At 63.3% G+C, this 19,106-nt stretch carries 20 protein-coding genes and 5 pseudogenes; 10 read left to right on the top strand and 15 right to left on the bottom strand.

The window, feature by feature from the left end; translation table 11 throughout:
• Window positions 1–6 precede the first annotated feature (6 nt).
• The 4 genes and pseudogenes from H9L14_RS08050 to petA all read right to left on the bottom strand — a co-directional run bounded on the left by H9L14_RS08050 (window position 7) and on the right by petA (window position 3,612).
• Window positions 7–633, bottom strand: a complete 627-nt coding sequence (locus H9L14_RS08050) for a hypothetical protein (protein WP_187707696.1) — start codon at window positions 631–633, stop codon at window positions 7–9.
• Window positions 634–861: 228 nt separating this feature from the next.
• Window positions 862–1,697 (bottom strand): annotated as a pseudogene (locus H9L14_RS08055) (cytochrome c1); the annotation flags it as partial.
• A gap of 14 nt (window positions 1,698–1,711) precedes the next feature.
• On the bottom strand, window positions 1,712–3,022 hold the full coding sequence (locus H9L14_RS08060; RefSeq protein ID WP_187707697.1) for a cytochrome b: 1,311 nt from the start codon (window positions 3,020–3,022) through the stop codon (window positions 1,712–1,714).
• A 17-nt stretch (window positions 3,023–3,039) separates the two neighbouring features.
• Window positions 3,040–3,612 carry a ubiquinol-cytochrome c reductase iron-sulfur subunit gene (gene petA / locus H9L14_RS08065; protein WP_187707698.1) on the bottom strand — a complete coding sequence of 191 codons (573 nt, stop codon included), beginning with the start codon at window positions 3,610–3,612 and terminating at the stop codon, window positions 3,040–3,042.
• A 175-nt stretch (window positions 3,613–3,787) separates the two neighbouring features.
• Between petA and hemF the strand changes: the two genes are divergently transcribed.
• Window positions 3,788–4,651 carry an oxygen-dependent coproporphyrinogen oxidase gene (gene hemF, locus H9L14_RS08070; RefSeq protein ID WP_187707699.1) on the top strand — a complete coding sequence of 288 codons (864 nt, stop codon included), beginning with the start codon at window positions 3,788–3,790 and terminating at the stop codon, window positions 4,649–4,651.
• Window positions 4,648–5,228 (top strand): annotated as a pseudogene (locus tag H9L14_RS08075) (GNAT family N-acetyltransferase). The gene hemF and the pseudogene H9L14_RS08075 overlap by 4 nt, the downstream one beginning before the upstream one ends.
• Here H9L14_RS08075 and H9L14_RS08080 read toward each other — a convergent pair.
• Window positions 5,225–5,875, bottom strand: coding sequence for a DUF7847 domain-containing protein (locus H9L14_RS08080; RefSeq protein ID WP_187707700.1), 651 nt, complete (start codon window positions 5,873–5,875; stop codon window positions 5,225–5,227). The pseudogene H9L14_RS08075 and the gene H9L14_RS08080 sit on opposite strands and share 4 nt — an antisense overlap.
• Window positions 5,836–6,045, bottom strand: a complete 210-nt coding sequence (locus H9L14_RS08085) for a hypothetical protein (RefSeq protein WP_187707701.1) — start codon at window positions 6,043–6,045, stop codon at window positions 5,836–5,838. Before H9L14_RS08085 ends, H9L14_RS08080 begins: the two co-directional genes overlap by 40 nt.
• Before the next feature lie 39 nt (window positions 6,046–6,084).
• Between H9L14_RS08085 and lipB the strand changes: the two genes are divergently transcribed.
• The 3 genes from lipB (at window position 6,085) to H9L14_RS08100 (ending at window position 7,567) form a co-directional block, all read left to right on the top strand.
• Window positions 6,085–6,804: a lipoyl(octanoyl) transferase LipB gene (gene lipB, locus H9L14_RS08090; RefSeq protein ID WP_187709917.1), complete on the top strand. Its 720-nt coding sequence runs from the start codon at window positions 6,085–6,087 to the stop codon at window positions 6,802–6,804.
• 87 nt (window positions 6,805–6,891) lie between these two features.
• Complete coding sequence (locus tag H9L14_RS08095; RefSeq protein WP_187707702.1) at window positions 6,892–7,149, top strand: hypothetical protein; 258 nt, start codon at window positions 6,892–6,894, stop codon at window positions 7,147–7,149.
• Between the two features lie 97 nt (window positions 7,150–7,246).
• Window positions 7,247–7,567 (top strand): membrane lipoprotein lipid attachment site-containing protein, encoded by a 321-nt coding sequence (locus H9L14_RS08100; protein WP_187707703.1) that lies wholly within the window; start codon window positions 7,247–7,249, stop codon window positions 7,565–7,567.
• Between the two features lies 1 nt (window position 7,568).
• Here H9L14_RS08100 and queE read toward each other — a convergent pair.
• The 6 genes and pseudogenes from queE to H9L14_RS08130 all read right to left on the bottom strand — a co-directional run bounded on the left by queE (window position 7,569) and on the right by H9L14_RS08130 (window position 12,259).
• Window positions 7,569–8,200, bottom strand: a pseudogene (queE, locus tag H9L14_RS08105) (7-carboxy-7-deazaguanine synthase).
• Window positions 8,200–8,906, bottom strand: a pseudogene (gene queC, locus H9L14_RS08110) (7-cyano-7-deazaguanine synthase QueC). Before queC ends, queE begins: the two co-directional pseudogenes overlap by 1 nt.
• A 167-nt stretch (window positions 8,907–9,073) precedes the next feature.
• On the bottom strand, window positions 9,074–9,418 hold the full coding sequence (locus H9L14_RS08115) for a hypothetical protein (protein ID WP_222949790.1): 345 nt from the start codon (window positions 9,416–9,418) through the stop codon (window positions 9,074–9,076).
• A 96-nt stretch (window positions 9,419–9,514) separates the two neighbouring features.
• Window positions 9,515–10,416, bottom strand: a pseudogene (gene hslO / locus H9L14_RS08120) (Hsp33 family molecular chaperone HslO).
• Window positions 10,417–10,455: 39 nt separating this feature from the next.
• A complete protein-coding gene (locus H9L14_RS08125) occupies window positions 10,456–11,646 on the bottom strand; it encodes an aspartate aminotransferase family protein (protein WP_187707706.1) in 1,191 nt (396 codons plus the stop codon).
• 133 nt (window positions 11,647–11,779) lie between these two features.
• Window positions 11,780–12,259, bottom strand: coding sequence for a hypothetical protein (locus tag H9L14_RS08130; RefSeq protein ID WP_187707707.1), 480 nt, complete (start codon window positions 12,257–12,259; stop codon window positions 11,780–11,782).
• Between the two features lie 192 nt (window positions 12,260–12,451).
• On the opposite strand from H9L14_RS08130, the gene H9L14_RS08135 reads away from it, so the two are divergent.
• A complete protein-coding gene (locus H9L14_RS08135) occupies window positions 12,452–12,988 on the top strand; it encodes a carbohydrate binding domain-containing protein (protein WP_187707708.1) in 537 nt (178 codons plus the stop codon).
• Window positions 12,989–12,991: 3 nt separating this feature from the next.
• Here the strand turns inward: H9L14_RS08135 and H9L14_RS08140 are convergent, their stop codons facing one another.
• On the bottom strand, window positions 12,992–13,876 hold the full coding sequence (locus tag H9L14_RS08140) for an ABC transporter permease (RefSeq protein WP_187707709.1): 885 nt from the start codon (window positions 13,874–13,876) through the stop codon (window positions 12,992–12,994).
• Window positions 13,877–13,891: 15 nt separating this feature from the next.
• On the opposite strand from H9L14_RS08140, the gene H9L14_RS08145 reads away from it, so the two are divergent.
• Window positions 13,892–14,551 (top strand): GcrA family cell cycle regulator, encoded by a 660-nt coding sequence (locus H9L14_RS08145; RefSeq protein ID WP_187707710.1) that lies wholly within the window; start codon window positions 13,892–13,894, stop codon window positions 14,549–14,551.
• Window positions 14,552–14,554: 3 nt separating this feature from the next.
• Here the strand turns inward: H9L14_RS08145 and H9L14_RS08150 are convergent, their stop codons facing one another.
• Entirely contained in the window at window positions 14,555–16,777 is a 2,223-nt protein-coding gene (locus tag H9L14_RS08150) for an alpha/beta fold hydrolase (protein ID WP_187707711.1), read from the bottom strand.
• Window positions 16,711–17,259 (bottom strand): cupin domain-containing protein, encoded by a 549-nt coding sequence (locus H9L14_RS08155; RefSeq protein ID WP_187707712.1) that lies wholly within the window; start codon window positions 17,257–17,259, stop codon window positions 16,711–16,713. The genes H9L14_RS08150 and H9L14_RS08155 overlap by 67 nt, the downstream gene beginning before the upstream one ends.
• Window positions 17,260–17,581: 322 nt before the next feature.
• Here H9L14_RS08155 and H9L14_RS08160 point away from each other — a divergent pair, with 322 nt between their 5' ends.
• Genes H9L14_RS08160 through H9L14_RS08170 form a run of 3 tightly spaced genes read left to right on the top strand, consistent with a single transcriptional unit; the run spans window position 17,582 to window position 19,077 of the window.
• Entirely contained in the window at window positions 17,582–18,274 is a 693-nt protein-coding gene (locus H9L14_RS08160; protein WP_187707713.1) for a diiron oxygenase, read from the top strand.
• A 38-nt stretch (window positions 18,275–18,312) separates the two neighbouring features.
• Window positions 18,313–18,486 carry a hypothetical protein gene (locus H9L14_RS08165; protein WP_187707714.1) on the top strand — a complete coding sequence of 58 codons (174 nt, stop codon included), beginning with the start codon at window positions 18,313–18,315 and terminating at the stop codon, window positions 18,484–18,486.
• A 27-nt stretch (window positions 18,487–18,513) separates the two neighbouring features.
• Window positions 18,514–19,077 carry an OsmC family protein gene (locus H9L14_RS08170; protein ID WP_187707715.1) on the top strand — a complete coding sequence of 188 codons (564 nt, stop codon included), beginning with the start codon at window positions 18,514–18,516 and terminating at the stop codon, window positions 19,075–19,077.
• The last annotated feature ends 29 nt before the right edge of the window (window positions 19,078–19,106 follow it).

Below are 19,106 nucleotides of genomic sequence, written 5' to 3' on the forward strand. Positions count from 1 at the left end.
ATTGTCTTAGTCGTTGTCGACCTTGTGGTTGCGGCCGCCGCGATTGTTGCGTCGCTGCTGCTGAAGCTCGGTCTGGACGGTCTGCCGCTGTTGCTGGCGCTCGATCCGCATCTGCTGGCGTTCGCTGCGAACCTGCTGCTGCTCGATCTGCACCTGGCGGCGCACGTCGGGCCGATCGCGGAACGTCTGATTGTTGACCTGACGAACGGTCTGGTTGGTCGTCGGCGTCCGATTCTGGAAATCTGCCCAGTTCTCGATCACCGGAGCAACGCCGCCCGTCGAGCTAGCAGTGCCGCGACGACGCTCCCAATAGCGGCGCTGGGCGTCTGACCACCGTGTGCGGTTACGGTACTGATCGTACACGTAATAGCCGGTGCCCGGATAATAGTAGCCGTCGTACCAGCCGTAGTACGGCGAGCCGTAGCCATAGCCGTAGGGCGACCCGTAGCCCGCATAACCGTACGGGTAGCCGCCACCGTAGTAGCCGTTCCCGTAATAGGGGTCGCCGTAACCGTAGCCGTCGCCGTAACCGACGCCAACGCCGAGCCCGCCGTACGGGCCATAGGCGCAGCCGCTGAGGCCAACACCCGCAGCAATCGCCAATGCGGCAGTCTTAAGATTGAATACGCTCATGATACATCTCCAAGCAAAGGAGTTACCAGCGCATTCTGCTTTATGAGGTGAATGGCGACTGAACTAAGTCGCTGAAACACGGTGGGAAATCACAGGCCGCCAAATGCAGCAAAAGGGGCCGCGCGGACGCGGCCCCAATGCTTAGCCCGTGACGCCGGCCTTACGCTTGGCGCTCCGTGCCTTAGCCTGGTTCTTCGGATCGAGCGGGCCCGTCGCGCGGACGACCGCCTTTTCGCCATACCAGATATTCCGGTACGCGAGGTAACCGAAGACAGTCGCGAACAGCAGAAACACTACGACAGCAAGACCCGTCGCGTGGCGCTTCTCGAGCTTTGGCTCGGCCGTCCACACGAGGAACGCCGCGACGTCCTTCGCCATCTGGTCGACCGTCGGCTTCGGATTGCCCGGAGCATAGGTGACCTGCCCGTCGCTCGTAAGCGGCTGCGGCATGGCGAGGTTCAGGTTCGCGAAGTACGGGTTGTAGTGCAGGCCCTGCGGCGTCTTCGAGGCCGGGAACTTCTGGATGAGCTCCGCCGGCTGCTGGCGATAGCCGGTCAGCAGCGAGTAGACGTACGCAGCGCCACCCTCACGAGCCTTGGTGATCAGCGAAAGATCGGGCGGAAGGGCGTTGTTATTCGCCGCGCGAGCCGCAGTCTCGTTCGCATAGGGGCTCGGGAAGCGGTCGGACGGCAGCGCCTTGCGCGTCGACGCTTCACCCGTCTCCGGATTCACCGTCGGAACTTCGGTCTGCCACTGGTTGGCGATCGCCTTCACCTCGGCCTCGTTGTAGCCGAGCGCTTCCAGGTCGTGGAACGCGACCAGGTTCAGGCTGTGACAAGCCGAGCAGACTTCCTTGTAGATCTGGAAGCCGCGCTGGACCTGCTTGCGGTCGAACTTGCCGAACGGCCCGTCGCTCGCGAGCTGCAGGTGCTTCGGATGCAGGTGGAACTCCTCCTCAGCCGTCGCCGGGGCGGGCTGGTGAGGTACGTCGACACGTTGCTGAAGAACGAGATCAGCAAGACCACCGAGAATACGGCGCCGACCAGGCCCAGGATGTAACGCATTCGCTTCTGTCCCCCTACTCGGCGATCGCCGTGGCGCCGCGCCGAGGCATAATGCCCGCGGGCGCTGCTTCCCTCTTCTCACCGTGCAGCGCCGACGAGCTGATCGAGTCCGGCAGCGGAAGCGTCCGCTCGAACGCCGACACCAGCGGCAGGATGATGAGGAAGTGCGCGAAATAATAAGCTGCGGCCAACTGGCTGATCGCCACATACAGCGGTGTGGCAGGAGCGCCGCCGCAGAAGCCAAGGATCAGGACGTCCAGCACCAGCAGCAGGAAAAAGCGCTTGAACACCGGACGGTACGATCCCGAGCGAACCGGCGACTTGTCGAGCCATGGCAGGAAGAACAGGATCAGGATCGAGCTGAACATCGCCAGCACGCCCCACAGCTTCGCCGGCAGGATGAAGTCGACGGTGAAAGCGCGAAGGATCGCGTAGAACGGCCAGAAGTACCATTCGGGAACGATGTGCGCAGGCGTCGCCAGCGGATTCGCAGGAATGTAATTGTCCGGGTGCCCGAGATAGTTCGGCGCGAAATAGACGAACAGAGCAAACACCGTCAGGAATGCCGCGGCCGCCCAGCCGTCCTTCGCCGTGTAGAACGGGTGAAACGGAAGCGTGTCCTTTTCTTCCTTCACGTCGACGCCGGTCGGGTTGCTCGATCCGGGGATGTGAAGCGCCCAGATGTGCAGGATCACGACCGCCGCGATCACGAACGGCAGCAGGTAGTGAAGCGAGAAGAAGCGGGTCAGCGCTGCTTGGTCAGGAGCATAGCCGCCCAGCAGCCAGACGCGGACGGGCTCGCCGACCAGCGGGAATGCCGAGAAGAAGCCGGTGATGACCTGCGCACCCCAGTAGCTCATCTGGCCCCAGGGAAGGACGTAGCCCATGAACGCCGTCGCCATCATCAGCAGGTAGATGACGAGGCCGAGCATCCACACCAGCTCACGCGGCGCCTTGTACGATCCGTAGTAGAGCCCGCGGAAGATGTGGATGTAGGTGACGATGAAGAAGAAGCTCGCGCCGTTCATGTGGATGTAGCGGAGCGCCCAGCCGGCGTTCACGTCGCGCATGATGTGCTCGACGGAATTGAAGGCTCCGTCCGCGCTTGCGTAATACCACATGGCCAGGACGATGCCGGTGACGATCTGGATCGTCAGGAACAGGCCGGCGAGGACGCCGAAGTTCCACCAGTAGTTGAGGTTGCGCGGAACCGGATAGCCGCCCCCTATCGCGCCGTAGACGAGGCGCGGAAGCGGAAGACGTTCGTCCAGCCAGCGCATCAGCGGCGCCTTCGGTTCGTACTGTTTTGCCCAGGCAAAGCTCATTTTACGGCTCTTTCCCCTCAGCCGATGCGAACGGTCGTGTCGGATACGAATTCATAGTTGGGAACCATCAGGTTCTTCGGCGCGGGCCCCTGACGGATACGTGCGGCCGTGTCGTAGGCCGAACCGTGGCACGGGCAGAAATAACCGCCGAACGGTCCGCGATTCTCGCCCTCACCGGTGCCAAGCGGCACGCAGCCAAGGTGCGTGCAGACGCCGAGCGTGATCAGCCAGTTGGTCTTGCCGGGCTTGGTCCGCTCGGCGAGCGACTGCGGATCGCGAAGCTCGGACAGCGGAACCGCATTGGCGGCCTGGATCTCGGCCGGAGTCAGGTTGCGGATGAACACCGGCTGCTTGCGCCAAACGGTCTTGATGGCCTGTCCCGGAGCGATCTTCGAGATGTCGACCTCGGTCGACGCCAGTGCGAGCACGTCGGCCGGCGGATTCATCTGAGTAATCAGCGGGAGCGCGACCGCCACGACGCCCATCCCGGCGAAGCTCACGGCTGCGACGTTCAGGAAATCCCTGCGGCGTGCGCCGCCTTCCGTTTCAGCCGGGTCCGAACCCTGAGCGGATTGTTCCAGCGTGGCCATGCTTCCCCTTGTAACGCCCAAGATTGACGCGATGTGCTGCACGTGCCCGACAGGCACATAACGAATTCGCCCGAGAGAGGACCTCAAGGGCGAGTGGCGGGCCTGATAGCGAGGCGTTTCGGGGCTGCCAAGGGCACAATTGGCATTCGCGCGCACGACGCTATGTGAGCGGTCCATGCTCGAACTCGACGAACAGCAGCAGGCGGCGCGCGACTGGTTCGAATCGCTGCGCAATCGCATCTGCGCCGCCTTCGAGGAGATCGAGCGCGAGCACGGCAGCGAGGCTTCCTTCCAGTTCACTCCGTGGGAGCGCACCGACCCCGGCGAAGGTCCGGGTGGCGGCGGAGTCCGCGGCCAGATGAACGGAAAGATCTTCGAGAAGGTCGGCGTAAACGTTTCGACCGTTGGCGGCAGCTTCTCGCCCGAATTCGCCGCGAGCATCCACGGAGCATCGGAGGATCCGCGATTCTTCGCGACCGGAATCAGTCTCGTCGCGCACATGGCCAATCCGCACGTCCCCGCAGTCCACATGAACACGCGGTTCCTGACGACGACCAAACGCTGGTTCGGCGGAGGCGCCGACCTCAACCCCGCCATCCCTTACGTGGAAGACACGGAAGCCTTTCACGCCAGGCTCCGCGCCGCCTGCGCGGCTCACGATCCCACCTTCTATCCGCGCTTTTCCAAGTGGGCGGAGGACTATTTCTTCATTCCACATCGGGGCGTCCCGCGCGGCGTCGGCGGCATTTTCTACGACCATCTCGAATGTTTCGAGCCTGGCGAGGGGCCGACGTTCGACGCCAATTTCGCCTTCACCCGGGATGTCGGCGAAGCGTTCCTGGACGCCTTCCCGAAGATCGTCCGAAAGCGCGTGGACACGCCGTTCACCGAGGAAGACATGCGGCGCCTCCTCGAATTCCGCGGCCGCTACGTCGAATTCAACCTGCTCTACGATCGCGGCACCTTGTTCGGGCTGAAGACCGGCGGGAACATCGACGCCATCCTGATGAGCCTGCCGCCGCTGGCGGCCTGGAAATGAGCTACGAGAAGGTCGCTGACGGCGAGCTCGCCGCCGTCGTCACTTTCCTCGAGATGCGCGAATCACCTCGCGCTGATGTCCCCCCTTCCCCGCTCTCCCTCCGCCGAAGCGAATATCCCCGGCCTGACGATTACCGGGAGCTGTTCCGCAAGGTCGGGCCCGCTGGCTGTGGTTCTCACGCCTGGTCATGGACGACGCAGCGCTGGCGGCCATCATCCAGCACTCTGCGGTGGAGCTCTTCACGGTCGTCGACGAAAGCGGCAGCGAGGTCGGCATGCTCGAACTGGATTACCGCGAGCCCGGAGAGTGCGAGCTGTCTTTCGTCGGACTGGTCCCCGAACTGTCAGGGCAAGGCCACGGCCGCTGGCTGCTGGCCGAGGCGATCAGCCGGGCGTGGCGGGAAGGTGTGTCCCGCGTCCACGTCCACACCTGCACGCTCGATCACCCCGCAGCGCTCAGCGCCTACCGGCGGGCCGGATTCGTGCCGTACCGCCGCTCTGTCGAGCGCTTCCCGGACCCTCGCCTGCTCGGCTTCCTGCCGCGGGACTGCGCGCCGCAGATCCCCCTGATCGGCTAGCGCAGCGCTTCCTCGATATTCTCGCTCTGCCCGGCCGCCTGGGCATAGACCCGGGCGAGCATCACCGAGGCGAGGATTGAAAAGGCCCCCTGCGCCGCCCCCGCGAAGGAAGCGAGGATCAGTGCCCCGATCGACATCGGCTCGATCGAGGGGCTGAACATGCGGGCAAGCAAACCGCCGACCACTCCGGCCGCCATCATCAGGATCAGGGTCGCGACGATCAGCAGCAGGATGAAACCTAGAAGGCGCCAGTAGTTTCCGGAGGTGAGGCGCCAGCTCCGCTTGATGATCGCCAGCGGACCGATGTTCTCGGCGCTCGCAACCGGCGAGACCAGGGTGAAGCGCACCGAAATAATAAGCGCCGCAAGCCCGATGATCCCGAACATCAGCGCGGCCGGACCACTGGGCGGGCCGCTCAAATGTTCGAGGTCGACTCCCAGCCCCAGAGACAGGATGATGATCAGCGGTACCGCTAGGATAGCCAAGCCGACGATCAGAAGAACGACCGCTCCCAAAGCCGACGGAAAGCGCCGCGCGCCGTGTCCGATGGCCGCCCCGACCGTCGTCGAAGGCCCGAGGGCAAGGCGGATGAGGGCAAGCTGACCAATCAGTGAAATGAGCGCGACGGCCAACCGTAGCAGTTGCATCGAAGCCGGCGCATCGGCGCCCACTGTCGCTTGCGGGGCGAGACGATTCCGACGACGACCTCTGGGAGGACGATCAGTGCAAGGGCGACCGAAACGAGAAGTCCGCCGTCACGCCGAAAGATTTCTCGCGTCTCGTCCCAAGCCCGCGAGATCGAAAGGCTGCTTGCCACCACGTACCCCTATTCCTGTTGCCGCCTGGTTATGCGGGCATGCGCTCCGCTTGCAACGCGCTTGCGGTGAAGGCGGCCAGAGGCCATCTGCCGCCCGTGGAGACGATCGACCAAGTAGAATGGCGCGTCAGTGAGGGCATCATTCCCTATGAGGAGGCTCGCGGGTTCATGGAGCAGCGCGCCGCGGCAATCCGCGCCGGGGAAGCCGCCGAATGCGTCTGGCTGCTCGAACATCCGCCTCTGTTCACCGCCGGCACGAGCGCCGACCCCGCCGAGCTATTCAATCCGTCGGGCTTCCCCGTCTACGATGCAGGTCGCGGCGGCCGCTACACCTATCACGGACCCGGCCAACGCGTCGGCTATGTCATGCTCGACCTCGAAAAGCGTGGTCGCGACGTCCGCCGCCTTGTCCATTCCCTCGAAGGCTGGATTATTGCTTCCCTCGCCGATCTCGGCGTCTCAGCCCATCGCGCGGAGGGCCGGATCGGCATCTGGGTCGGCGAAGGCGGCGAAGAGGCGAAAATCGCCGCGCTGGGCATCCGCATCAAGCGCTGGGTGACCCTCCACGGCTTCTCGATCAACGTGTCGCCGGACCTCTCGCACTTTGGCGGGATCGTCCCCTGCGGCATCAGCGAGTTCGGCGTGACGAGCCTTCAGGCGCTCGGCAAAGAAATGCCGATGACGCGCGTTGATGACAGTCTGAGACGTGCTTTTCCGCTGTTTATCAAAGACTTGTCACAGTCGTGCAAAGTAGCTTGATGGCGGCGGACGCTTCAGACTATTGTGCGCGCGATTTGTGAGGTGGGCGCCGCTCACTTTCAGATCGGATAATCTAGGGAGTTTTGAATGCGTGCTCTTATCCTGGTCGCCGGTGCGGCCCTGGCGGTTTCGGCTTGCAGCAGCAACGAAGCCGCAGACAACACGATGAACGTTGACAACCTCGCTGTCGACAACCTGGTCGTTAACGACACGGGTATGGACGCGAATATGGACATGAACGCGACTGCCGATGCGAATGCAGCAGCCGACGCAGCCAATACCGCTGCCGACGCCGCGAACACCGCAGCCGACGCCGCGAACAGCGCCGCGAACAACGCGATGTAATTCGACGGCTCTCCGTTTGGAGTGCCGACGACTTAAGAGGCTGCCGGTTCGTCCGGCAGCCTCTTTTTTTGGCTGTCGCGAGCGGTATGGAGAATACATGAGACGTTTGTTTCTTATCGCCGGCGCTGCGGTCGCGCTGAGCGCCTGCGGCGGCAAAGGCGAGGTCGCCGAGAACGGGAGCCTGGCTGAGAACCTCTCGTTCGATTCGAAGCCCGCAAATGATGCCAGCGCGCTTGAAGCGGTGGAAGCAGAGGGCTCCAGACTTGCGGCCGCCGAAGGGGCCAACGAGGTCGAAGCTGACAATTCCGCCGAATTGAACGCGGTCAAGAACGCCCCCGCGAAGGCGGACAAGGGCGACTCAAATTCCGCTGCGAATGCGGACCAGGCCGACACGAACGCCGCCGGAAATTCGGACTAGGCTAAGGCAGGCCGATCAGTTTGTGCGACTGCAATGAAAGGCGCCATTTGGGGCGATCCATCACCAGTCGGATCGCCGCATCGAGCGCCTGTTCGCGCGCCTCGCAATCCATCGGTTGAATGAGGAAGTTGGCGAAGTTCCAGCTTTCGAATTCCGCCGGATCCACGCCCTCCTGGGGCCAGACCAGCTTCAACTCATCGCCGCTGCGCTGAACGACATCGGTCCCGGCCTTCGGGCTGATGCACAGCCAGTCGATGCCCTCGACGGCGGGCAGCGTTCCATTGCTTTCGACGGCAATTCGGAAGCCGCGATCGTGCAGGGCGTCGATGAGGGCCGGGTCGAGCTGGAGCATCGGTTCGCCGCCGGTGATCACCACCAGCCGCGCCCCTTCCTCCGCACCCCATGTGGCCAGCGCCCGCTCCGCCAGCGAATCGGCGTCGGCGAACTTGCCGCCCCCTCACCGTCCGTGCCGACGAAATCCGTGTCGCAGAAATGGCATGGGGCCGTCGCGCGATCCTGCTCGCGACCCGACCACAGATTGCACCCGGCGAACCGCAGAAAGACTGCCCGACTGCCCGATTGGACCCCCTCGCCCTGGAGGGTGAGGAAGCATTCCTTGACTGCGTACGCCATCAGGCTTCGTCCGTGACCGCCGCGTAACGCGTTGGGTCGGTGATCCCGGCCTCGGCAAAGCCTTTCGCCCGCAACCGACACGCGTCGCAAAGTCCGCAATGGCTGCCATCCGGCAAGGGATCGTAGCAGCTATGGCTTAGCGCGGCGTCGAGCCCGAGCCTTTGTGCTTCGCGCGCAATGTCGGCCTTGGTCATATGCTGTAGCGGGGCGTGAATCGTGAACTCGCGTCCTTCGGTACCCGCCTTGGTCGCAAGCCGCGCGAGCGCCTCGAATCCCTCGATGAACTCCGGCCGGCAGTCGGGATAGCCGGAATAGTCGAGCGCATTGACGCCGATGAACAGGTCGCGTGAGCCTTCGGCCTCGCCCCAGCCCAGCGCGAGGCTCAGGAAGATGAGATTGCGGGCCGGCACGTAGGTCACGGGTATCCCGGGCTGCACGCCGTCCTTGGGAACGGATTCGTCGCTGGTCAGGGCCGAGCCGCCAAAGGCGCGCAAATCCAGCGGAAGAACGATGTGCCGATCGGCCAGCGCGGAGGCGATTCGCCTCGCCGCCTCGAGCTCGACGCGATGGCGCTGGTTGTAGTCGACCGTCAGCGCGAGGACCGAATAGCCCTGCTCCCGCGCCAGCGCGGCGCAAACCATGGAATCGAGCCCCCCGAAAGGAGCACGACCGCTTTTCGTCCATGGCCTATCTGCGTTGCCGCCATGGCCGCGCATCTAGGCGGTGATCGGCGACAAAAGAAGGGCCGCCCACCGGTGGTGAGCGGCCCAGTTCCGGGACAAAGCCCGTTTGGGAGGAAAGCGTGCCGAATCCGGCACAACCCTTTCCTACCTCATGCTGGTTAAACCCTTGCTTAATGAACCGGGAATTTTCTCAGCAATTCCCAACTCTTCGTGCCTGGAGCACGTAGTGGAACGGCGCGTTGCCGGAAATTCCCTGGGTTTCGATCCGCAATGCGCGCGGAGTGATCAGGTCGACGGTCGATTGTCCAAAAGCGCCACCCGCGCACGTGTAATGGATCTCGGCGCGGCGCTGTTGATCGCGGACGATGTCGCGCGCGCAATTCGCACGCAGATGCTCGAACTGGGCCAGGACGACGGGGTCGGGAACGCAGACGCTGCGACGGAATTCGTTACCACGGCTGACTTCCCATAAGCCGCCGGTCGTCTGGCTGAAGATCGTCGGACGAACGGCAGCCGCCAGGCCGAGGAGCGCCAATGCTGCCCCCGCCACTCGGACTGTCGTTCTCAAAGGTCGCTTCATCGTGCACCATTTAGCACGAAACCATTAACAAGAGGGAGACGGTTCAATGGCTCAGGACACATCTTCCAACGTGATCGGGAAGCTCTGCGAGCAAAACGCGCAGTCCACCGTGATGAACCCGTCCGGCCCGACCATCGCTTCGCGCTCCTCTTCCGGGAAGCGCGCGATCACTGAACGCACATAGTCCGGATCGCACCGGCAGCCCTTTCGCAGGTGCACGGGCGTGTAGGTGCGGACCTCGGCCTCCTCGTGGAACAGCCGCCAGATGAGGTCGTCGAGAGGAAGATCGGGATCGACCAGTTCCCCTCCTTCACCGAACCGGCGAGAATCGCGACGTGCGGCCAGTCCGGATGGTCGAGCTGCGTGTGGATTCGCTCGCGCCCCTCCTCGCCTTCCGGCAGGTGCTGGAAGAGGATTCCACCGGCAATCCACTTCCCATCGTGCTTCTCGGCGTTGAGCCTCACCAGGCTCGGAATCTGCTCCGACTGGGCGAAGTAGCTCTGCGCCGCGTGAGCCAGGCTGTCGCCCTCGAGCGGCACGATACCCTGGTAACGCTCGTTGCTGAGCGGCTGGTCGAACGTGATTGCGAGATAGCCCTTCCCGAACAGGGCAAATAGCGACGGATTCGGGCCCGCGTCGGCAAGCCGCTCCGGGTCGTGTCGGACGTACCCGCGAAGCTCTCCACCGAGATAATCGCAGACCAGAAGGTCGATTGCGCCATTCTCCGTTTGCGCCTGGAGCGTCATCTGTCCCTGCGGATCCTTCAACAGGGTACCGAGCAGCGCGGTCAGCGTCAGCGCCTCGGCAAGCAGTCGCTCGACGACCGGCGGATAATTGTGGTTGGCCAGAATCTCATCGAGCACAGGCCCGATGCGCGCAGCGCGGCCACGGGCGTCACGCGCCGGGATCGTGACGCCGATCGCGACGTCAAGGGACAGTTTTTCTGCGGGCATGACGCCTAGATAGGAGCCGGTTGGCCGCCTTCCAACTGCTCAGGCAGCCGCGGCAGGAACCTCATATTGCGCTGCGGCCGCGGACAGGCCTTCGACGAATTCCTTGATATGGCCCTCGTCGATGACCAGCGGCGGAAGGACGCGCATGACATTGTCGCCGGCGGCGACCGTCAGCAGGCCCTGGCCGCGAAGCCAATTCACGAAGGCGCGGCTGTCCGTCTTCATCTTGATCCCGAGCATCAGGCCCTTGCCGCGGACGCTCTCGAAGATGTGATCGTGGTTGGGGATCATCTGCTCGAGCGCGGAGCGCAGGCGCTCGCCCATCTGGCGGACGTTCGCGAGGAATTCCTCGTTGGCGACCACGTCGAACACGGCCTGCCCCGCCGCCATCGCCAGCGGGTTACCGCCGTAGGTCGATCCGTGCGTACCGATGACCATGCCGCTGGCGGCCTTCTCGGTTGCGAGGCAGGCGCCGAGCGGGAAGCCGCCGCCAATGCCCTTGGCCGACGCCATGATGTCCGGCTCCACGCCATACTGCTCGTAGGCATAGAGCGTGCCGGTACGGGCGACGCCGCACTGCACCTCGTCGAACACCAGCATCAGGTCCTTCTCGTCGCAAACGGCGCGAAGGCCGGCAATGAACTCGTGGCTGGCCGGACGGATGCCCCCCTCGCCCTGGACCGGCTCAAGCAGGAAGCCCGCCGTATTCTCGTCGACCGCGGCCAGCGCTGCGTCGAGATTGTCGAACTCGACGACCTTAAAGCCCGGAAGCAGCGGCGCGAAACCGTCGCGAAGCTTCTCCTGATTGGTCGCGCTGATCGTCGCCATCGTCCGCCCATGGAAGGCGTTCGAGAAGGTGATCAGGTCGTGCTTGTGCGGATTGCCCTTGGCATGATGGTAGCGGCGCGCCGTCTTAATCGCGCACTCGACGGCTTCCGCGCCGGAGTTGGTGAAGAAGACAGTGTCGGCGAAGGTCAGGTCGACCAGCCGCTGCGCGAACGCCTCGCCTTGCGGGCTGCCGTACAGGTTCGACACGTGCATCAGCGTCGCGGCCTGCTTCTGGATCGCCTCGGTCAGGTGCGGATGACCGTGGCCGAGAAGGTTCACCGCGATGCCCGAGGCGAAGTCGAGATATTTCTCGCCATTCTCGCCGTAGAGATAGACGCCTTCGCCTCGAACCGGCCTCACCTCGCAACGAGGATAAACGGGCATGAGCGGAGTGATGGCCATCTCGGGCGGGTCCTTCTGTGGTCTGTGGGATACGGCTGATTACCGGCTCGGCGCTATAGCCAGACGGCCGACAAAGGAAAAGGCGCGCCGGGGACTGCCGGGCGCGCCTCTCGTTTGGACCTAGCGAAGACGCTTAGTCGTGGCGGTAACCACCGTCGTCTTCCCACCGGTCATTCCGACCGTCACGGTCGCGATCCGACCAGTTGTCACGCCGGTCATTCCGACCCCAACGATTGCCATCGCGAGCTTCGTACGCAACTCGCTGCTCAAGGCGGTTGATTCGATAGTTGATCGAATTCGCCTCGTTCGGGTTCAGGCCGTTGCGGGCCATGTATCGAAGCTGGCGCTCGATATCGCGCGACTCATTGCGAAGGCGATAGGCTTCGCGTTCGCTCAGGATATTGCGCTGGTCGAGACGGCTGATCTGCCGCTGAACCTGGTCGATATGCGCCTGCAGGCTGCGGACATGCCCGTAATTGTTGTAGCCATAGGCATTACCGTACGGCGCCTGCTGACCCGGATAGTATTGGCCCGGGTAGTTCTGAGCCGAAGCCGGCGCGGCGAATGCGAGAGCCGAGGCGGCTGCAGCAACCGTGAAAAGAACTTTACGCATTGTGGCTCTCCTACTGAGCGTTGAATGCGCATCTTCTGGGCCATTGCTGTTGCCCGCACCCTGAACGCGTCAGTTATCAGCCGTTCAATTTCGTAAACGAGGCCTAGGCGGTATTGTAAGGTCGAACTCCCTGCGTGGAGAACGGTCCTGGTCTCTCTCAGCCGCTCAATTCTCTCGCTTTCCATTATCAGCATGGCGGCGGGCAATGTGTCCGCAGCATCTACCGAGCTGATGGTCGCGGACTTCGATTCGGGCCACAAACCGAACAATCTCGGCGGTGAATTCGGCTGCTGGATCAAGGATCCTGGCGATCCCATGCAGGGCTGCATCGAATCATTCGATCGCGGCGCCAACGGGAACGCATTGCGGATCATCTACAGCGTGGATTCGGACAAGCCCGCCTTCGGTGGCTTGTGGATGCGGCTGCAGAATCTCGATGCGGCGAAGTTCGATACGCTGGCACTTCGAGTCAAAGGCGATGCCGGCATGGGTTACACCAAAGTCTTCAAGGTCGAACTCAAGGACGCCATGGACGTGGGCAGTCACTATTACGTGCGCGGCATCACCGATCAGTGGCAGGACATCACCATCCCCCTGAAAGATTTCGAAGGGATGGCAAACCCCAGGAAGCTCAAGGAACTTGTCCTCGTCATCGAGGATACGACCGCAACCGCGAAACGTGGCGTGATCTACCTCGATGACGTGCGGTTCACGAAGACCGGCTCGTAGGGCCTACTGCTTGATTTTCCAGCCGCGCTTCAGGAGCGAATAGCAGAGAGCCCAAAGCGCAACGTTCACCGCGAGAAGTGCTGTCGCTCCAATCACGATCGGCGAATCGCTGATCCCAAGAAACCCGTACCGGAATCCCGAGATCACGTAGAAGAACGGGTTGGCGTGGCTGATCGCCCGGAACGAGGGCGCGAGTTGCTCGACCGAATAGAAAGTGCCGGACAGCAACGACAATGGGGTCACCACGAAATTCGTCACCGCTGCCGCATGATCGAACTTGTCGGCCCACAGCGATGTGAGGAGGCCGAGGAAGCTGAGCAGCAGCGCGCCCATCAGGCCAAACCAGAAGGCCCACAGCGGATGCTCGACGCCAACGTGAACGCCGGGCCACAAAAGCATCGCCAGCCAGACCGCGCAGCCGACCAGGAAAGCCCTCGTCACCGCCGCTCCCACGAGTCCCGCAATCAGCTCGCCGGTCGATAGCGGCGGCATCAGATAGTCGACGATGTTCCCCTGCATCTTGCCGACCAGCAGCGAGAAGCTAGCATTGGCGAAGGCGTTCTGGATCATCGCCATGACGATCAGGCCCGGAGCGATGAAATCGGCGAAGTTGACTCCCATCACGGTACGTCCGCCGCGGCCCAATGCCACCGTGAAAATCGCCAGGTAAAGAAGCGTCGTGATGGCCGGCGCCCAGACCGTCTGCATCTGGACCTTGAAGAACCGGCGCACCTCCTTGATATAAAGGGTCTTGAGCCCGCCCCAGTTGACGCCGTGCAATATCGGCTCTCCTGGTGGCGTTTGAACCCAGATTGGAGATTGCTCGCTCGGAGTGGTCACGCGGGTGCGCCTATCGGTTGGCGCTTGTCGCGGCAAGCCGAGCGGCATTGGAGAAGCATTTAGATGTCGTGGACTGAAGAGCGGATTGAGCGCCTGAAGGCGATGTGGACGGAAGGCGCGACCGCCAGCCAGATCGCCGACGAGCTTGGGGGCGTCAGCCGCAACGCGGTCATCGGCAAGGCGCATCGCCTCGGCCTCGAAGCCCGTCCGTCGCCCGTGAAGCCGGGCGAAGAGAAAGAGCATCGCAGTCCCGCCGCCGCCGCGCCAACGCCGAAGCCCGCTCCGGCCGAGCGTCCCGCGCCTCGCCCGGCAGCGGCTGCCGCCGCGCCCGAGCAGGCAGCGCCCGCTCATCCGGCGCCGCAGCGCCAGCGCGCCCAGTCCGACAATATTCAGTACCGCTCGATCGGTCCGGGCGGCTTTATCCGCCAGGGCCCAGGCGACCAGCAGGCGCCGATTCCGCCCGCTCCACCGCGCCGGCTCGTTCCAGCCAAGCCGAGCCCCGAGGTCGCCGACAAGACGAGCCTGCTCGATCTCAACGACCGCATCTGCAAGTGGCCGATGGGTCACCCCGGCGAGCCCGACTTCCACTTCTGCGGCAACGCCTCGAACCCAGGCTTCCCGTATTGCGTCGAGCATTGCGGAGTGGCCTACCAGGCGCAGCTTCCGCGCCGCGACCGTCGCCCGCCGCCACCGCTTCCGTTCGGCGGCCCCCGCGTCCGCTAAAGCCTAGCGCGCGTCCGCGAGGGCGCGCTCTTGAGCTTTCAGGAAAGTTCGAAGCGCCGCGCGTGCTGCCGGCCATCCCTTGTCGTGCTCGAGAGGGATGTGGTTTTCGGAATCGATCATCACCAGCTCCGATTTCCGGATCTGCGCTGCCAGCGTCTCGGAGCAGCTTGGCGGGATGATCCGGTCCCCGCGGCTGTGCATGATCAAGGTCGGCGCCTCGATCTTCGCCAGTAGGGGTCGCAGGTCGATGGTCCTGAAGACGTCCTGCAATTGCTCGCTCAGCACGCTGATCGTTCCGAGGCGGTCCACGAACCAGTCCATCATCTCGTTGCTCGCGTCGGGCCAGTAGAGCGCGCCGAGCATACGAGCGAACGAAACCCGGTCGCTCGGCGCATAGCCGCGACCGAGATTGAGCAGGGTCTCACGCCGCTGGATCTCCTCGGGATCAGCCCGTACTCCGAAGCCTTCGGCATAGCCCCCGACCAGGACCATCCTCCGGACCCGCTCCGGAAAGCGCGCTGCGAATGCGATCGCGACGAGAACGCCATGGGACATCCCGAAGATGTCGAACGTCTCCAACTCCGCGTCGTCCACGACGGCGATGAAGTCCTCAAGTAGCGACTCGAAGTCCCAGCGCTGCGGATCCGGGTCCGACAGGCCGACGCCGCGCATATCCGACCGGATCAGGCGCCGCCCGCGCAACGCCTCTTCCATCCAGTGGCTCCAGGTCGGAGCAGCAAAGTCCTTCTCAACCTGATGAAACCAGACCGCGGGCATGGCCATGGGGAAGCCATCGCCCACGCTGGACCATGCGATCTTCGCGCCATCCGAGGAAGTGCAGACCTCATTCTGCTCCGCCGTCTTCGCCTCCGCGATCACGGCATCGCTCCCCTCGCCCTCGGACTTCAGGAACTGCCGAGCGTGCTTCACGAACTCGTGCCACCCTGGCTCCTTCTCCAGAAGGAGGTGATTCTCGCCGTCGATCGGGATGAAGGTCGCGCCCGGGATGTGCTGGGCCAAATATTCGCCTGCGGTGAACGGCACGACCTGGTCGTCCCGCGAATGGAAGATCAGGGTCGGGACCGTGACTTTCGGCAATAGGTCGCGGACGTCGATCAGCGACAGCGCACGCTGCAGCTTCACAGCATTCTCCGGCGAGCAGCTGACCCGCTGCATCTCGTTCCACCACTTGATCTGCTCCGGCGTACCTTCCGGAATGTAGAGGCTCGTGAAGACCTGACGGTAGGTCGGGTGGTCCGAGCCCCAGCCGACCTCCGTCAGCTTGAGTAGCGCCTCGCGCCGGGCGATCTCCCCGGGATCACCGCGCGCCGCCCACCCTGCCGAATAGCCGCCGAGAATCAGCAGCCGGCGCACCTTCTCCGGATGGCGGACCGCATAGGCGATCGCCACGGCGGCGCCCTGGCTGATGGCAAGCAGGTCGAAGCTTTCGAGGCCGGTCGTCTCGACCACGCATTCGAGGTCGTCGACGAAGGCGTCAAAAGAGATTTCCGGCGTATCCCAGTCGGACAGGCCGTTCGCGCGCTCATCGTAGCGGATCAAAGTATGGCCGCGCGTGAACTCGTGGAGCCAGTGCTTCCAGACCGGGCTCTTCCAATCATGCTCGAGGTGATTGAGCCAGTTGGCCGCTTTCACCAGCGGCGGCCCCTCGCCCATCACCGAATAGGCCAGGCGGGTGCCATCTTTGGCCATCGCATGACGGACGAGCTGCTTCGGAAGGCCAATGCGCTGGGCCTCGCCGCGCGACTTCGCGTCTTCCTCAAACTGGCGGCGCCAGGTCGCTGGAGGCACTCCGTATTCGCGCTTGAAGGCACGGGTGAACGCGGCTTCCGAATTGAAGCCGACTGAATAGGCCACGTTCGATGCGTTCTGCTTGCCGTCCCGAAGCATGTTCGCGGCCATGCGCATCCGCCACCGCGCGCAGTAACGCATTGGAGGCTCGCCGATCAGCTCGGCGAACTTCTCGCCCAGGACGGTTCGCGAAACGCCCGCCTCGCGCGCGAGGCTTTCGACATCAAGGTCCTCGGCGTAGCGGCTGTGGATAATCGACAGCGCCTTGGTCACTGCCGGGTCCGTCAGTCCGCGAAGCCAGCCGCTCGCGCCGAACGGCAGGTGATCGACATATTCCCGGACGGCCTGCGTCAGGAATAGCTCGGCAAGTTTCGCCACGACTTCCGAAGATGGTTTCTGCTCGGCCAGGAAGCGCATCGACGTGTCGAGCCATTCGGCCTCCCCCCAACGATCTTTAGGGTCAGGAGCGGTGGAAGAGCATCGAGAAGGGGATGGTCGCTGCTGTTCGCGGCCTCGAGGAAGCCGCACCACACTTCGGCCTTCGCACCGTCGGTCCCGGTCGAGACCCGGTGGACCCCATCGGCCGTAATCTTGCTAATTTCGTTCGCGTCCGTCGGGGGAAGGCCGGCCCTGCTCGCCAACCTATGAGGTTCATTTCGCGGAATGATGGCGACGGAGCCCGCTTCAAGTGTCACCGGAGCCATGCCCTCGACTTCGACGATCAGCTTGCCCGAGCGAACATAGTGATAGCTGATGAGCTTGTCGGGCACCGGGAAGAAGGGCTCGAAATGCCCGGGGGTGAACTCGGCGGCGACGCAAAAGTCTCCACTGAACTCCCCGTCGACGACCACGCCCCCTCTGAGGCGAAGCGAGCTCAGGATATCGTCCAGAACGTCCATCGATAGCTCCGCGGCGCATACGTATGCGGCGTTTCAGTCAAGTTATCCGGCAAGCCGGTCATGTTTGCAAACGAGTCGCAAGTGTAGAGACCGCATCATCGAGTTGAAAGCCCGTCCAGTTGGTTCGGAAAGCATTGCTTCCGAAGACGTGGCTTCTTGTACCTAGAAAAATCAAGGGGATCTGAAATGCCAAGTATTGAAAGGGATATACGTGCGCGAAGAGCAGTGGTGCTCTTCTTCGCCGTTGTTTCCGGGGTCTCTGCAGTTGCGACTGCGGTGATGCCCGCGATTGTACACGCTTAAGTCAAACCAAGGGAATATCATGTATCACGACTTCAACTATGAAGCGACGCTCTCATCGTCGCTTAGGGCCCAGTGGCAGCTCGACGACGTCCTTCGGGAAGACCAGGAGCTGGATTTCAGCCGTAACTTCATGCCGGAGAGCCTGGCTCGCACCGGCGCGATCAGCAGCCTGAATGCTTTCGAGCAAAAGGTCCTGAACCAGATCTCGGCCCACCAGTATCTGACGATCTTCGGGGTGGTCGAGGAATTCATCCTTCCGTTCCTGCTCGATCATGCTCGTCCGCACTTGCTCAACGACGACTGGCGCGTCCGCGCGATCCTCAACTTCGCGAGCGAGGAAGCGAAGCACATCCACCTGTTCAAGCGCTATCATGCGGCGTTCGCACGGGGCTTCCCGGTCGAATGCGAAATGATCGGTCCGTCCGAGGCGATCGGCGCGGAAGTGCTCCGCCACGACCCGCTCGCGGTCGGTCTCGTCATTCTGATGATCGAGTGGATGACCCAGCAGCACTACCTGGGCAGCATCAAGGACGATGGCGACATCGACCCGCTGTTCAAGAGCCTGATGAAGAATCACTGGGTCGAAGAAGCCCAGCACGCGAAGCTCGACACCCTGATCGTCGACGCTCTTGCGGAAGGCCGTACCGAGGAGGAGATCGACGCCGCAATCGACGAGTTCTTCGAGATCGGGGGTTCCTCGACAACGGACTGAAAGCCCAGGCCGCCTACAATCTAGACGCGCTCGAGAAGGTGATCGGCCGCAAGCTCGAGGACCGCGCGGAGATTGAGGAGCAGCAGCACCAGGCCGCACGCTGGACCTACATCGGTTCCGGCATGGTCCACGAGCGCTTCAAGGCGACGCTTCTGAACATCTCGGCGAACGCCGCGGCCCGCATGGCGGAAGCCGCTCCCGTCTTCGCCTGAACCCGATGAACCCAAAGGAGAATGTGAATGTTGGACACCGTAAAGAATGCGCCCGTGAACGGGCTCGACCTCGAAGCCCTCGGCGAAGTCGTCGAAGCGATCGAGAAGGACTCGTCAAAGGGCATCGTCGGCTTTGACGTCGTCACCCGCTGGAAAGGCCAGACGCGCAGCGAGACGACCGTGACCGGCTTCGACATCGGCGGCGAGCGCGTCGAGCGCAGCCACAAGATCGTTGCCGACGAGCCGTACGAGCTGCTCGGCGCCGACACCGCCCCGAACCCGCAGGAACTGCTGATGGCGGCGTTCAATGCCTGCATCACCGTTGGTTACGTCGCCGGTGCGTCGCTCAAGGGAATCACGCTGGAATCGCTCGAGATCCGCACCAAGGGTCAACTCGACCTGCGCGGCTTCCTCGGCCTCAGCGACGCGGTGCCCCCGGGCTACGAGCACGTCGACTACGAAGTCGTCATCAAGGGTGACGGATCGGCCGCGGATTTCGAGGAGATCCACCAGACGGTCATGAAGACGTCGCCCAACTACTTCAACATGAGCCGTCCGATCAAATTGAACGGAACGCTCAGCGTCGGCTGACGCACGATACGGCGCCGCGTCTCCGGGCG

This window comes from Sphingomonas sediminicola, assembly GCF_014489515.1.
Taxonomy (GTDB): Bacteria; Pseudomonadota; Alphaproteobacteria; order Sphingomonadales; family Sphingomonadaceae; genus Sphingomicrobium; species Sphingomicrobium sediminicola.

Coding starts and splice junctions, on each gene's coding strand:
- H9L14_RS08160 (WP_187707713.1), top strand. CDS start 17,582: ATGTATCACGACTTCAACTATGAAGCGACGCTCTCATCGTCGCTTAGG.
- H9L14_RS08100 (WP_187707703.1), top strand. CDS start 7,247: ATGAGACGTTTGTTTCTTATCGCCGGCGCTGCGGTCGCGCTGAGCGCC.
- H9L14_RS08080 (WP_187707700.1), bottom strand. CDS start 5,875: ATGCAACTGCTACGGTTGGCCGTCGCGCTCATTTCACTGATTGGTCAG.
- H9L14_RS08150 (WP_187707711.1), bottom strand. CDS start 16,777: ATGCGCTTCCTGGCCGAGCAGAAACCATCTTCGGAAGTCGTGGCGAAA.
- H9L14_RS08155 (WP_187707712.1), bottom strand. CDS start 17,259: ATGGACGTTCTGGACGATATCCTGAGCTCGCTTCGCCTCAGAGGGGGC.
- petA (WP_187707698.1), bottom strand. CDS start 3,612: ATGGCCACGCTGGAACAATCCGCTCAGGGTTCGGACCCGGCTGAAACG.
- H9L14_RS08145 (WP_187707710.1), top strand. CDS start 13,892: ATGTCGTGGACTGAAGAGCGGATTGAGCGCCTGAAGGCGATGTGGACG.
- H9L14_RS08095 (WP_187707702.1), top strand. CDS start 6,892: ATGCGTGCTCTTATCCTGGTCGCCGGTGCGGCCCTGGCGGTTTCGGCT.
- H9L14_RS08140 (WP_187707709.1), bottom strand. CDS start 13,876: ATGCCGCTCGGCTTGCCGCGACAAGCGCCAACCGATAGGCGCACCCGC.
- H9L14_RS08125 (WP_187707706.1), bottom strand. CDS start 11,646: ATGGCCATCACTCCGCTCATGCCCGTTTATCCTCGTTGCGAGGTGAGG.
- H9L14_RS08130 (WP_187707707.1), bottom strand. CDS start 12,259: ATGCGTAAAGTTCTTTTCACGGTTGCTGCAGCCGCCTCGGCTCTCGCA.
- lipB (WP_187709917.1), top strand. CDS start 6,085: ATGCGCTCCGCTTGCAACGCGCTTGCGGTGAAGGCGGCCAGAGGCCAT.
- H9L14_RS08135 (WP_187707708.1), top strand. CDS start 12,452: ATGGCGGCGGGCAATGTGTCCGCAGCATCTACCGAGCTGATGGTCGCG.
- H9L14_RS08050 (WP_187707696.1), bottom strand. CDS start 633: ATGAGCGTATTCAATCTTAAGACTGCCGCATTGGCGATTGCTGCGGGT.
- hemF (WP_187707699.1), top strand. CDS start 3,788: ATGCTCGAACTCGACGAACAGCAGCAGGCGGCGCGCGACTGGTTCGAA.
- H9L14_RS08170 (WP_187707715.1), top strand. CDS start 18,514: ATGTTGGACACCGTAAAGAATGCGCCCGTGAACGGGCTCGACCTCGAA.
- H9L14_RS08060 (WP_187707697.1), bottom strand. CDS start 3,022: ATGAGCTTTGCCTGGGCAAAACAGTACGAACCGAAGGCGCCGCTGATG.